This is a genomic window from Serratia sp. AXJ-M, from assembly GCF_046531865.1.
Classification (GTDB): domain Bacteria; phylum Pseudomonadota; class Gammaproteobacteria; order Enterobacterales; family Enterobacteriaceae; genus Serratia; species Serratia liquefaciens.
Map to the genome: position 1 here is coordinate 1,332,992 of NZ_CP059394.1, position 13,439 is coordinate 1,346,430.

Here is a 13,439-nt window from a genome sequence, read left to right on the forward strand (position 1 = left end):
TATAACATAACAAAAAATATAATGATTGATGCCGGCCACGGCGGGTTTTTATTTCACCAAAGGGATGCTGTAAATGAGTGCTGCACGTCTGGGTTTCGTCACGCCCAAAAAACCACCTTATTACCTGATTACCGCTTTGCTGTTAAGCCTGCCGAACGCCGCGCTGGCCGTCGGCGCTTGCGACAAAACCGAAAAGTCATCACGTTGCGAAGACAGCTTAACCGTGCAGGCATCCAGCCAGCCCCAGAGCACCTATGGCTCGTTGGAGGTCGTCACCCAGTCGGCTTCGCGCCTGGGGCTGACCAATCTGGAAACCCCACGCAGTATTGATGTTATCAGCGCACAGGCTATCCAGCAGCGGGGTGATAAATCGCTCGCCGCCGTTGTCGAGCGTGCTCCCGGCATGTCCGGCGTGGCTTCCCCCACGCTCAGCAATAACTTTTCACTTCGCGGTTTCAGGCCGGTGTCCTGGCTGTATAACGGCGTCGAAACGCCGGGCAGCACCCTTCAGCTAGCGGATCCTTCCCATTACGGCAGTGTAGAAGTGTTGCGCGGCCCCGGATCGGTGCTCAATGGCCTGAGCGCCGCCGGCGGCAGCGTCAATCTGCTTTCGCGCCAGCCGACCTTCAGCCGCCAGCCCATCGAGTTCGACTATGGCCTGTCGAGTTATAACAGCCAGCGCCTGCACCTGGGAGCGGGAGGGACGTTAGTCGACGACGTGGCAGCCTATCGTCTGGACGTCAGCGGCAGCGACAGCGGCACCAATGTGCAATATGAGCGTGACAAACAGAAACGGGTATCCGGCGCGCTGCTGTTTAAACTGTCTGATAATGCCCTGCTGACGTTAAGCCTGGATCGCATGCTCAATCGCACCAACAACCCTTACTACGGCACGCCGCTGGTGGAAGGGAACATCGCCCGCGAACTGCGCGATATCAACTACAACAACCTGACCGACAGCCGTATCCAGAGCAACGCCACGTCGTTTCAGGCCAGCCTGGATTGGTTCACCACGCCTGAAATTGAGCTGCATAACCAGTTCTACTACTACAGCGGCTTTCGTGAATGGCGCAATGTGGAACGCTTTCGCATCTCGGCCGCCACTCAGCCCGGCTATGTCAATCGTGATTCGTTCGGGGCGCTGGCCCACGATGACGACCTGATCGGCAACCGCAGTTCACTGGTGTTCGACCGGCCGTTGGGCGGCTTCGATAACCGGTTTATTGTCGGCCTTGATCTGAGTAAACGTCGCTTTCAGTACTACTCCAACGGCTTCCCCGGTTCCGAAGAGGTTCCGCTGCAGGCACCGATCAGAGAAAGTTTTTCACAGGGCACCGCTAGCCAACGTTCTCCGGTTCGCCACGTTACGCAAAACCAGTACGCCGCTTTTATGGAAGACCGCTTCAGCCTGACTGAACGTTTAACCCTGCTGGGGCAGTTGCGCTACAACCATATGGATATGGATTGGCATTTTCAGGGCCCGCAAGAAGAGCGCTCCGCGCAAACCTACGCCTTCAGCGTCTGGAGCCTGGGCCCCAGCTATGCGTTGACCGATAACATCAATATTTACGCCAACTACACTACCGGCAAGGAGCCGGGCAACGACCTGTTCTTTTTAAGTCCGGCGCAAACCGGTCTGCCGCTTACCCGGGTACGCCAATGGGAAGTCGGCGCCAAGGGGCAGTTTTGGGATAACAAGGGAGAGGCCACGCTGGCGTTGTACGAACTGCGCAAGGACAACCTGTTTGTGCTCAATGCGCAGCAGCCGGATACGCTAAATGCCGTTGGCCGGCAGACCTCGCGCGGCGTGGAATTAAGCCTGATGTTGCGCCCCAGCGATCGCTGGGAGCTGGCCGCCAATGCGGCCTACACCCACGCCCGTTATGATGAGTACCGCGGCGGCAGCCCGTTACGTAGCTATAACGGTAATCGTCCGGCCTACATCCCTGACTGGACCGCCAACCTTACGGCACGTTATATGCCGACGGAACAGTGGGGGCTCACCTCATCGCTGCGCTACGTAGGCAGCAGTTATAACGACGACGCCAACCAGCGTAAAATGCCGTCCTACACCACGCTCGATCTGGCGACGGACTATCAGATCACCCGGACCGTGGGGGTGGGCGTGCGTATCAGAAACGTCACTAACCAGCTGTATGCCTATCAACGTACTTACCCGGATCAGGTGCTGATCGCGCCATCGCGCACCTATGAAAGCTTTATTTCGGTGAGGTTCTGATCCTGCCATGCAGCCGATAATCTGCCTGCTGGTGGCGCTGGGCCTGTCGTTTCATGCGCTGGCACAGGCCGGTGCTGTCACCCTCAACAACTGTGACCAGGCGTACCGCTACCCCACGGCGCCTGAGCGGGTGCTGGTTTACGCCAACCCCGCGTTGGAAAACCTGCTGGCGCTGGGACTGGCGCAGCGCATCGTCGGCATTATCGGTTATGACTATGCACGGGATACGGCTCCGTCTCCGACGACGCGGGGCAAAGCCCTGAGCCAGTTGTCGGCCGCCGCACCGCCGGCGGCGGAACCTTTGCTGTTGCTCAATCCGGATTTGGTCTATTCGGCCAGTTACTACTGGTTTAACAGCCCGGAAACGCCCAGCCGCGATCGGCTGACGGAGTGGGGAATCGCTACCTATCTCTCGCCTGACGTCTGCAGTGGCCAACAAAGTACCGTAAGCCGCTCGGCGAGCTTCGAGGGTATTTTTGCCGAACTGCGTGAAATTGCCCGAATTTTTCACGTCACCGGCGCAGCTGAGCGCTTAATTAAAAAGCAGCAGTCACAACTGCGGGAACTGGAGCGTCAGGCGGTGTCCTTGCCCCAACAGCGGCTACTTTGGTGGTATGCCGGTACGCAAACCCCTTATGTGGCGGGATGCTGCGGCGCACCTGCACTGTTGACCCGTCAGATTGGCAGTCAAAATCTGTTTGGGGATCTGCCCGAGCTTTGGCCCACCGTATCCTGGGAAACCATTGCCGCCCGCGATCCCGACGTGATTGTGCTGGGCGATTTACCCCGTGGCGGCCTCGGCGACAGTGCCAAAGATAAGATCCATTTTCTGGAGCATCACCCCCTGACCTCAACCCTGCGCGCCGTGCGCCAAAAACGCTATGTCATTTTGCCCGGCTACGACCTGGATCCCTCGGTACGTACCCTGGCAGCCTTGCAACGTTTAATTCAGGGCCTGCATCAACAGGCCTTAGGATCATCCATTCTTAAAAAGGAACCCTGATATGTCTTCTCTTTCATTCTCCTCACTGTTGACCTCGTGGGATCAGCAACAAGGGGCTTACATCGCCGAGCGAGAAGCGCGTTTTAATGCTCAACTCGAGGTGTTAGCGCTTTCGGTCGGCGAGGATTTTCACGTACTAGATCTGGCTTGTGGGCCGGGATCGCTAAGCCTGCGCATCCTTCAGCGTTTCCCGCAGGCCAAAGTGACGGCGATGGATCTCGATCCGTTACTGTTGGCTATCGCCCGCGGTGCCCTGGCGGAATATGGCGACAGGATCCGCATTCTTCAGGCCGATCTCGCCGATCCTGAGTGTTTCTCATCGCTCGAGGGGGCAACGCCTGACGCGGTGGTTTCCAGCACGGCGCTGCACTGGTTAATGCCGGAACAGCTGACGGTGCTGTATCGCAACATCGCCGAACGGCTGCCCAAGGGGGGCGTATTTTTGAATGCTGACCACCAGCGTTATGACCATCGACAGCCACGCGTTAAAACGTTGGCTGAACTGCACGATAACCAGACGCAGCAACAGGCCTGGCGCAACGGTGTCGAAGACTGGGAGCAGTGGTTTGACAAGGTGCAGCAGCTGCCGGAGCTGGCGCAATATCGGCAACAGCGGGAAAAGCTGTTCGCCGGGCGTCCTGTCCCTCCGGCGACGGCATTGGATTTCCAACTTGCCAGCCTGACGCAAGCGGGGTTTACCGAAGTAGGGCCGGTCTGGCAGTTGTTGGATGACTACGTGATTGCAGGCTGGAAATAGTATGGACGGATCGGTACGCCGGGGGGCCAGGCGTTCAGGCGGTTGGTTGTGCATGCTGGCGCTGGCGTTGCCGCTATTTTTGCTCGCTGCCTCGTTGTACGGACCGGCGCCAATATCGCTGCATGACGCGTGGCGTATTTTGTCTGCCCCTGGCGCCGCTAACGCCGAGGACGGTAGCGAGATTTATCAACGGATAATCTGGTCATTGAGAATGCCGAGGGCGCTGTTGGCCGCGGTGGCAGGGGCCGGTCTGGCCCTGGCCGGCACCGTCCTGCAGTCGCTGACGCGCAACCCGTTGGCCGATCCCTGGGTGCTAGGGATCTCTTCCGGGGCAGGCGTGGGCGCTGTTCTGGTGCTGGTGTTGGGGCTCGGCGGCTGCCTGTTGTCGGTGTCTGGCGGAGCATTTATCGGTGCGGCCGGGGCCTTTGCTCTGGTTTTACTGCTCGCCGGGCGTTCCTTGAACGCCGAGTCATCGCTGTTTATTTTGGCGGGGGTCGCGGTCACGCAACTGCTTTCGGCACTGACCTCGCTGATTACCCTATGGCAAGCGGACGCCAATGCCACGCGTGGCGTGATGTTCTGGCTATTGGGATCCTTCAGTGACGCCCGCTGGTCGCAGGTGGGGCTTTGCGCTCTGCTGCTGGCGGCGGCACTGGCGGTTTGCTGGATGAAAGCGGGCGAGCTGGACGCACTGGCATTCGGCGGCCTGACCGCGGCGTCGTTGGGAGTGGCGGTGGCGCCGCTGAAGCTGCTGCTGTACGGCATTACCATGGCGCTGACGGCCGTTATCGTCGCATTCAGCGGCGCGGTGGGGTTTATTGGGCTGACGGTGCCGCACGTCGCCAGACTGCTGGTCGGGCCGCGTCACCGGTTGCTGTTGCCGGCCAGCGCGCTGTGCGGCGCGTTGTTTGCCGTCGCGGCGGACACCCTGGCCAGAACCTTGTTTGAACCGCGTGAACTGCCGGTGGGTGTCTTGACCGCGTTGTTGGGTGTCCCGGTATTTCTCGCCCTGCTGTATCGGAAAATAAACGCATGAATATTGAAAGCCGGTTATCGGGGCTGCGTGCCGAAGGGTTGGGGTGGTCAACGGCAGAAAGAGTGGTGCTGAATAACCTCAGTTTTCACGCCCGGCCCGGTGAAATTACCGGCGTGCTCGGCGTCAACGGCAGCGGAAAATCTACGCTGCTCAAGTTACTGGCGGGATTGATTTCCCCCAGCCGTGGCCGGGTGTATTTGCAGCAAACCGATATTGCCTCAATGAAAGGGCGCGAGCGAGCCAAATCCATGACTTTCCTCGAACAGTCCGGGCCCGGCGCCTTTGCCATTGCGGTGAAAGACGTGGTGTTGCTCGGGCGTCTGGTTTACGCCAGCCGCTGGGCAGGATTCAGCGCGGTAGATTATCGCATTGCCGGGCAGGCGATGGAGCAGGTCGGCATTTCGCACCTGGCCGAGCGTGAATGGCATCAGCTGTCCGGCGGGGAACAGCAACGCGTTCATCTGGCACGCGCGCTGGCGCAACAAACGCCATGGCTGTTATTGGATGAACCTGCCAACCATCTTGATATTGCCCATCAGCAGCAGTTTATGGCGTTATTGCGGCGGCTGGGCATCAGCGTAGTGGTTTCGCTGCACGACCTGAATTTGGCGGCCTGCTACTGTGACCGGCTGATGTTGTTAAAGCAGGGCGGTTTACACGCGTTCGGCCCCCCGCAGCAGGTGCTGACATCGGAGACGATAGACAGGGTTTATGGGGTAGAGGCCAGGCTGGCGGCGGTTAGCGATTATGCCGCGCCGCTGATCTATTATCCTGTTCAATAGCGTTCGCCGCAGGCCGATAGACGCCACCGGAGCACAAATGGCACGTTTGGCCGGTTACAAATTCCGCCAAGTCTTTAAAATAACCCCGTTTTAGTCGGTTTTTTGGTTTAAACTAGAATTTACGTGGCGGTGTTCATTACCGCTCAATGGGCAGTTAAGTGAGGCTACCATGTTGGATTTATTGAAAAGTTTGCTGTTCGCTGTGGTCATGGTTCCGGTTGTGATGGCCATCATCCTCGGCCTGATCTACGGTTTGGCGGAAGTGTTCAACATTTTCTCCAAAGTGGGCCGTTCGAAAGAAAATCGTACCCAGCACTGATCGTTACCCATCCCCATTTCAAAGCCTGCCGGCGTCGTTCGGCAGGTAGATATATGCCCTAAATAATTCGAGTGGCTTGTAGGCGGCAACGCAGTGAATCCCCGGGAGCTTACTCTGGTAAGTGACCGGGGTGAACGAGGAGAGCCAACACCCAAGCAGCTTGAAGTATGACGGGTATATCAAGATATCTCACACCCTGCCGATAAACCGCATGACAAGCTTCTGCGCGACGTTATATTATTTTTTATATAACGAAGAGTGATAATGCACGTTAACTTGCGGAGAAAACAATGAAACAGCAATGGACTAAGTGGGTCGGCGGTATCGTATTGGCATCCGGTATGGTTATGCAGGCATCGGCAGCGGATAAAATTACCGTTTTTGCGGCCGCCTCGCTGACTAACGCACTGCAGGATATCGCGACCCAATACCAGAAAGGCAAGGATGTGCAGGTGGTTTCCTCATTCGCCTCCTCTTCCACGCTGGCGCGCCAGATTGAGCAGGGCGCCCCGGCCGATCTGTTTATCTCTGCCGATCAGCAGTGGATGGATTACGCCATCGACAAACAGCAAATGGTCAAAGACACCCGTTATACCCTGTTGGGCAACGAACTGGTGCTGATCGCGGCAAAAGACGCCAAACCGGCTAAAATCACACTCGACAAGCAAACCGACTGGGCAAAACTGCTCAATGGCGGCCGCCTGTCGGTGGGTGATCCGGATCACGTGCCTGCCGGCATTTATGCCAAGGAAGCGCTGCAGAATCTCGGAGCCTGGACCGCGCTGGAACCTAAGTTGGCCCGGGCCAACAACGTACGCAGCGCCATGGCACTGGTAGAACGTGGCGAAGCGCCATTGGGCATTGTTTATGGTTCAGACGCGGTAGCCAGTGATAAAGTCAGCGTGGTGGCCATCTTCCCGGAAGACAGCCACAAACCGGTGGAATACCCGATGGCGATTGTGAAAGGTCATCAAACCCCGGCCGTCAGCGCGTTCTACAGCTACCTGAAGAGCCCGGAAGCGGCTGCTATTTTCAAACATTATGGATTCTCCCCGCGTAAATGATCCTGAGTGAGTACGAGTGGCAGGCCGTTGAACTGAGCCTGAAAGTGTCCGCCCTGGCGGTGGTGTGCAGTTTACCCTTTGGCATTCTGATGGCCTGGGTACTGGTACGCTGCCGCTTCCCGGGTAAATCGCTGCTGGACAGTATTATTCACCTGCCGCTGGTACTGCCACCGGTGGTGGTCGGCTATTTATTGCTGATCGCCATGGGGCGGCGCGGCGTGATTGGTGAATGGCTGTATGACTGGTTTGGCTTCAGTTTCAGCTTTAGCTGGCGCGGTGCGGCGCTGGCTTCTGCCGTGGTGGCGTTCCCGCTGATGGTGCGCGCCATCCGGTTGGCGCTGGAGGCGGTGGATACCCGGCTGGAGCAGGCTGCCCGCACCCTGGGGGCCAACCCGTGGCGGGTGTTTTTCACCATCACGCTGCCGCTGTCGCTGCCCGGCGTGATTGTCGGTGTGGTATTGGCCTTTGCCCGTTCTCTGGGCGAGTTCGGCGCCACCATTACCTTTGTTTCCAACATTCCCGGCGAGACGCGTACCATACCGCTGGCGATGTATACCCTGATTGAAACGCCGGGGGCTGAAGCCGCCGCCGCGCGCCTGTGCGTGATTGCCATAGTGCTGTCACTGCTTTCACTGATGGTTTCCGAGTGGCTGGCCCGCTGGGGTCGTAAACGGATGGGCGTGTAAATGCTGGAGCTGGATTTCTCCCAACGCCTTGGGGATTTAAACCTTAACGTGCGCGCCGATCTGCCCGCGCAGGGCATCACCGCGATTTTTGGCCTGTCGGGTGCGGGTAAAACTTCCTTAATCAATGCCATTGGCGGCCTGACGCGCCTGCAGCAAGGCCGCATTGTGCTCAATGGCCGTACGCTGGTGGATACCGCCAGCGGCCTGTGCCTGCCACCGGAGAAGCGGCGGATTGGCTACGTGTTTCAGGACGCGCGCCTGTTCCCGCATTATCGGGTACGTGGCAACTTGCAATACGGTATGGCGACCAGTATGCGTGCTCAGTTCGACAACATTGTTGAATTGCTGGGTATCGGACCCTTGCTCAACCGCCTGCCGTTGACGCTGTCCGGCGGTGAAAAACAGCGGGTGGCGATTGGTCGTGCTTTATTGACCGCGCCGGAGTTGCTGCTGATGGATGAACCTCTGGCGTCGCTGGACCTGCCGCGCAAGCGCGAACTGCTGCCGTATCTGGAGCGGTTGGCGCAGGACGTCAATACGCCGATCCTTTACGTCAGCCACAGCATGGATGAAATTCTGCGTTTGGCCGAGCAGGTGATGGTGCTGGATAACGGTCAGGTAAGGGCATTCGGCGGGCTGGAAGAAGTGTGGGCCAGCAGCGCACTGCGGCCATGGTTGCAGCGTGAAGATCAAAGCAGCGTGCTGCGCGTTAGCGTAATTGAACATCATGCGCGCTACGCCATGACGGCCCTGGCGTTGGGCGACCAACGCCTGTGGGTCAGTGGAGTCGATGCCGCGTTGGGCGCTCAACTGCGCATCCGAATCAACGCCGCCGACGTTTCATTGGTGCTGCAGCCGCCGGTCAACAGCAGTATCCGCAACGTACTGCCGGCCAAGGTGAGCGAGTGCCTGGACGTGGATGGACAGGTGGAGGTGAAACTGGCGGTGGGAGAGAGCGTGCTGTGGGCGCGTATTACGCCGTGGGCGCGTGATGAGTTGGCGATCCGACCGGGTCAATGGTTGTATGCGCAGGTGAAAAGCGTGTCGATCAGCCGCGAGGCGCGTTAAATAGCGCCCTCCCCGCGGGGAGGGCAATCACGAATTACTGACCCAGCACGCGCGTGCGGATCACCTCGGCGATGCCGGGCTGCAGGTGATCGGCGATCACCAAATCGGCGCGTTGCTTGATAGCGTCATCGGCATTGCCCATCGCCACGCCCAGGCCTACCGCTTCCAGCATGCTGAGGTCATTGTAGTTATCCCCGAACGCCACCACCTGATCCATGCTCAGGCCCTGCGACTCGACCCACTGCTGCAGGCGTTTCCCTTTGCTGTTGCCGCCTTTGGCGATATCGACCTGATCGTGCCACGACCATTCGCAGGCCAGTCCCAGCTCTTTTTCCACCGTTTCGGCAAACTGGCGCAGAGCGGGAATATCGGCGTGCGAAGTGGCGAATTTCCAGATGGATTGTGCTTCATCGGCCGCCTGTACCAGGCTGTTGACCTGCAACAGCGTTGGGCGCTGCGCCGGCGGCAGGGTTTCCGCCCAGGCAAGTGAACGGGTGACGTGGCCGCTGGGTTCCTGATACAGCATGGCGTCGTCCACGTACATCAGGCCGTGAATGCCGCTTTGTTTCAGCATTTGCAGCACCAGTTTGGCCTGATCTTTGGCCAGCGGATCGGCGGCCAGCACTTTTTGCTGTTGGAAGTCATACAGATAGGTGCCGTTGCAGCAGATTGCCGGGGTGTCTATCTCCAGCGCCTGATAAAACGGGTGGATCGCCACGTGATGGCGGCCGGTGACGACAATCACTTTGATACCGGCAGCGCGCGCTTGCGCCAGGGCTGCCAGCGACTGCGGTAAAATGCGTTTTTGGTTGTCCAGCAGGGTGCCATCCAGATCGAGGGCAATGACGCGGTAGCTCATAGGGATCTCATTATCGTTAGCAACAAAATTAAACCGATGGTACACCGGATAAGCGATGGATAAAACAGCACAGATTTCCTCAGCAACACAGGGTTGTTATGTCACGGATGTGAGGTAAGCTAGGGGAAACCGAAAAACCTGAAACCGGTTTCTCTCTTACCCTATTCAAGGAGAACACATGAAGCAAATCGTTTATGTCGCCAGCCCGGAAAGCCAACAAATTCACGTCTGGCAGTTAGGCGATGCAGGGGCCCTGGCGCTGCTGCAAACCGTCGAAGTCCCGGGTCAGGTGCAACCGATGGCTATCCACCCGGACCGAACGCACCTGTACGTCGGCGTGCGCCCGGCGTTCGGCATTGTCAGCTACCGCATCGAGGCGGACGGCACGCTGCAACAGGCGGGCATGGCACCGCTGCCGGGCAGCCCGACCCACATCTCCACCGATTTGCAGGGGCGTTATCTGTTCTCCGCCTCCTACAGCGGCAACTGCGCCAGCGTCAGTCCGATCGGCCATGACGGCGTAGTGGGCGCACCTCTTCAGCAGATTGACGGTTTAACTGCGCCGCATTCGGCCAATATCGATCCGACCAATCAGCTGCTGCTGGTGCCTTGCCTGAAAGAAGATCGCATTCGTCTGTTCAATTTGGACCAACAGGGTGAACTGACGCCGCATGCTCAGGAAGCGGTTGCAACCGCCGCCGGTGCTGGCCCGCGCCACATGGCATTCCACCCTAACGATAAATTTGCCTACTGCGTCAACGAGCTGGACGGCACGGTAGACGTGCTGGCCATCAGTGAAAACGGCGCTAAATACACCCTGGCGCAAACGCTGGATATCATGCCTGCCGATTTCAACGGCACCCGCTGGGCGGCGGATATTCACCTCACGCCGAATGGCCGCTTCCTCTACACCAGCGACCGCACCGCCAGCATTTTGACCATTTTCAGCGTCTCCGAAGACGGCAGTACCCTGTCGGTCGTTGGCTCCCACCCGACTGAAGAGCAGCCACGCGGCTTCAACATCGACCACAGCGGCCGCTTTGTGATCTCGTCCGGCCAGAAGTCCGATCATATCGGGGTATATGAAATCGATCAGGCCAGCGGCAAGCTGACCACTCTGGCACGTTACCCGGTGGGTAAAGGCCCGATGTGGGTAAGCGTATTAGCGAAGTAAATGATACCCGGTTGCCGTAAGGGTGAATGAATAATGAGGGCGCAGCTTGCTGCGCCCCTACAGTCTCTCGGGTTGGGGTTGTTTTTCCCGAAAATCAGCTGTATTTCACCGTCAGCGTGGCGCTGCCAAGGCTATGGAAGTGCACGTTGAAACCGACCAGCGCGCCGCTGGAACCTTCATCCACCTCAATACTTTCTACGTCCAGTGCGTGGACGGTGAAGTGATAGCGGTGGCTTTCTCCCTGCGGTGGCGCCGCGCCGCCATAGCCGGCGGAACCAAAATCGGTGCGGGTCTGCACGGCGCCGGCCGGTAAGCCCCCCTTGCCGGAACCTGCGCCCTGCGGCAGTTCACGCGTGGCTGCCGGGATATTGGCCACCACCCAGTGCCACCAGCCGGAGCCGGTCGGGGCATCGGGATCGTATACCGAAATCACGAAACTCTTGGTGCCTTCCGGCACGCCGTCCCAGGCCAGATGTGGCGACAGATTATCGCCATGATAACCCATGCCGTTGAATACCTGGCGCTCCGGCATTTTCGCGCCGTCCTGCAAATCGTTGCTGTACAAACGAAAGCTCATAATGACTCCATTGGTCGGTAAAAGCTGAATGCCTAAGCTAGACCTTTTTGACGTAATAACACAAGCCTCATTGCGCCTCGCCAGCGGCCTGCTCTATGAGTTATCCTCGTTAACGCCGAAGCTACATACGCGACATCAATAATTCACAGATCGATACAAGCAATCATGATTTCATTAAAAAAACGCACGCCGTGGTTTGGTTGGCTGCGCCGCTGGGCCAAGGGCATCAAGCGCGATATTTATGCTCTTTGGCTGGCCGCCCGTGACCGGCGCACGCCCTGGTATGCCAAATTGATCGCCCTGCTGGTGGCGGGTTATGCGGTATCGCCTATCGATCTGATCCCGGACTTTATTCCGGTGCTGGGCTATCTGGACGACGTGATTATTGTGCCGCTGGGCATAATGCTGGCGGTGCGGTTGATCCCCAAGCCGCTGATGGTGGAGTTCCGCGAGAAGGCGCAAAGGCGTATCGACAATCCTACCGGGCGGATGGCGGCGGTAATGATCATTTTGCTGTGGGTGTTGTGTCTGGTATTGCTGGCCCGTTATCTGGACCAGCATTGGTAATCTGTTATTGGACCGCGGCGGTGACTGCGGCGGTCAATTTGCTGAGCTGTTCAGGCTCGATGATGTAAGGCGGCATTAAATAAATCAGTTTGCCGAACGGGCGGATCCACACGCCGCGCTCGACGAATCCGCGCTGTAGCTGCGCCATATCCACCGGCTCGCGCATTTCCACTACGCCAATCGCCCCCAATACCCGCACGTCCGCTACTTTTGGCTGCATTTTCAGCGGCAATAGCTGCTGTTTCAACTGGGTCTCGATGGCGGCCACCTGCTGTTGCCAGCGATTTTCCGCCAGCAGCGACAGGCTGGCATTCGCCACCGCGCAGGCCAAAGGATTGCCCATAAAGGTAGGACCGTGCATAAAGCAGCCCGCAGCGCCGTTGCTGATGGTTTCCGCCACGTGGCGGGTGGTCAGGGTGGCGGAAAGCGTCATATAGCCGCCGGTCAACGCCTTGCCCAGACACAGAATATCCGGTACTACCTCGGCATGTTCACAGGCGAACAGCTTGCCGGTGCGCCCGAAACCGGTAGCGATCTCGTCGGCAATCAGCAGCACCTGATAGCGGTCACAGAGTTCGCGTACCCGTTTAAGGTAAGTCGGGTGATAGATGCGCATGCCGCCCGCCCCCTGGACTACCGGTTCCAGGATCACCGCCGCCACTTCACCGGCGTGTTGTTCCAACAGCGCGGCGAACGGGGCGATATCATTTTCATCCCAGGCCTGATCGAAACCGCACTGCGGCGCGGTAGCGAACAGGTGCGGCGCGAGATAGCCCTGATACAGGCTGTGCATCGAGTTGTCCGGATCGCATACCGACATCGCGCCGAAGGTATCGCCGTGATAGCCGTGACGCAGGGTCAGAATGCGCTGCCGCCGTTCCCCGCGCGCTTGCCAGTATTGCAACGCCATCTTCAGCGACACTTCCACCGCCACCGATCCGGAATCCGCCAGGAACACGCATTGCAGCGCTTCCGGCGTCATAGCGACCAACTTGCGACACAGTTCAATCGCGGCGGGGTGGGTAATGCCGCCGAACATCACGTGCGACATCTTTTCCAACTGCTGCGTGGCGGCCAGGTTCAACTGCGGGTGGTTATATCCGTGAATGGCCGCCCACCAGGACGACATACCGTCAATCAGGCGTCGGCCATCGGCCAACTGCAGTTCAACGCCGCTGGCGGCCTCTACCGGATAACAGGGCAGTGGGTGGCTCATCGAGGTGTAAGGGTGCCAGATATGGCGCTGATCGAATTCCAGGTCGGAGTCAGTGACAGACATACTTGTAAACCAAATCATGTGTGTAATGG

14 protein-coding genes are annotated in these 13,439 nt (G+C 58.5%); 11 read left to right on the forward strand and 3 right to left on the reverse strand.

What is annotated here, in order from left to right:
• The first annotated feature begins 73 nt into the window (after positions 1-73).
• The 9 genes from H0S68_RS06240 (at position 74) to modC (ending at position 8,954) form a co-directional block, all read left to right on the forward strand.
• A complete protein-coding gene (locus H0S68_RS06240) occupies positions 74-2,239 on the forward strand; it encodes a TonB-dependent receptor (RefSeq protein WP_410529238.1) in 2,166 nt (721 codons plus the stop codon).
• A gap of 7 nt (positions 2,240-2,246) precedes the next feature.
• A complete protein-coding gene (locus H0S68_RS06245; RefSeq protein ID WP_410529239.1) occupies positions 2,247-3,242 on the forward strand; it encodes an ABC transporter substrate-binding protein in 996 nt (331 codons plus the stop codon).
• 1 nt (position 3,243) lies between these two features.
• On the forward strand, positions 3,244-3,999 hold the full coding sequence (locus H0S68_RS06250) for a class I SAM-dependent methyltransferase (RefSeq protein WP_142815725.1): 756 nt from the start codon (positions 3,244-3,246) through the stop codon (positions 3,997-3,999).
• A gap of 1 nt (position 4,000) precedes the next feature.
• Positions 4,001-5,035, forward strand: coding sequence for a FecCD family ABC transporter permease (locus H0S68_RS06255; RefSeq protein WP_410529240.1), 1,035 nt, complete (start codon positions 4,001-4,003; stop codon positions 5,033-5,035).
• A complete protein-coding gene (locus H0S68_RS06260) occupies positions 5,032-5,817 on the forward strand; it encodes an ABC transporter ATP-binding protein (RefSeq protein WP_122077635.1) in 786 nt (261 codons plus the stop codon). The genes H0S68_RS06255 and H0S68_RS06260 overlap by 4 nt, the downstream gene beginning before the upstream one ends.
• 169 nt (positions 5,818-5,986) lie before the next feature.
• Positions 5,987-6,136 carry an AcrZ family multidrug efflux pump-associated protein gene (locus tag H0S68_RS06265; protein ID WP_020825707.1) on the forward strand — a complete coding sequence of 50 codons (150 nt, stop codon included), beginning with the start codon at positions 5,987-5,989 and terminating at the stop codon, positions 6,134-6,136.
• 290 nt (positions 6,137-6,426) lie between these two features.
• A complete protein-coding gene (gene modA, locus H0S68_RS06270; protein ID WP_020825708.1) occupies positions 6,427-7,200 on the forward strand; it encodes a molybdate ABC transporter substrate-binding protein in 774 nt (257 codons plus the stop codon).
• Positions 7,197-7,886, forward strand: coding sequence for a molybdate ABC transporter permease subunit (gene modB, locus H0S68_RS06275; protein WP_020825709.1), 690 nt, complete (start codon positions 7,197-7,199; stop codon positions 7,884-7,886). The genes modA and modB overlap by 4 nt, the downstream gene beginning before the upstream one ends.
• The gene (gene modC / locus H0S68_RS06280) at positions 7,887-8,954 is read left to right on the forward strand and encodes a molybdenum ABC transporter ATP-binding protein ModC (protein WP_046374245.1); all 1,068 of its coding nucleotides are present in this window, start codon (positions 7,887-7,889) and stop codon (positions 8,952-8,954) included.
• Between the two features lie 34 nt (positions 8,955-8,988).
• Here modC and H0S68_RS06285 read toward each other — a convergent pair whose 3' ends face one another.
• Positions 8,989-9,813, reverse strand: a complete 825-nt coding sequence (locus H0S68_RS06285; RefSeq protein WP_020825711.1) for a pyridoxal phosphatase — start codon at positions 9,811-9,813, stop codon at positions 8,989-8,991.
• A 178-nt stretch (positions 9,814-9,991) separates the two neighbouring features.
• On the opposite strand from H0S68_RS06285, the gene pgl reads away from it, so the two are divergent.
• Positions 9,992-10,987 carry a 6-phosphogluconolactonase gene (gene pgl / locus H0S68_RS06290; protein WP_410529241.1) on the forward strand — a complete coding sequence of 332 codons (996 nt, stop codon included), beginning with the start codon at positions 9,992-9,994 and terminating at the stop codon, positions 10,985-10,987.
• 94 nt (positions 10,988-11,081) lie between these two features.
• Here pgl and H0S68_RS06295 read toward each other — a convergent pair whose 3' ends face one another.
• Positions 11,082-11,564, reverse strand: coding sequence for a kinase inhibitor (locus H0S68_RS06295; protein ID WP_020825713.1), 483 nt, complete (start codon positions 11,562-11,564; stop codon positions 11,082-11,084).
• Between the two features lie 165 nt (positions 11,565-11,729).
• Between H0S68_RS06295 and H0S68_RS06300 the strand changes: the two genes are divergently transcribed.
• Complete coding sequence (locus H0S68_RS06300) at positions 11,730-12,131, forward strand: YkvA family protein (protein ID WP_048761208.1); 402 nt, start codon at positions 11,730-11,732, stop codon at positions 12,129-12,131.
• A gap of 4 nt (positions 12,132-12,135) precedes the next feature.
• Here H0S68_RS06300 and bioA read toward each other — a convergent pair whose 3' ends face one another.
• Positions 12,136-13,410 (reverse strand): adenosylmethionine--8-amino-7-oxononanoate transaminase, encoded by a 1,275-nt coding sequence (bioA, locus tag H0S68_RS06305; RefSeq protein ID WP_116690988.1) that lies wholly within the window; start codon positions 13,408-13,410, stop codon positions 12,136-12,138.
• Positions 13,411-13,439 lie beyond the last annotated feature (29 nt).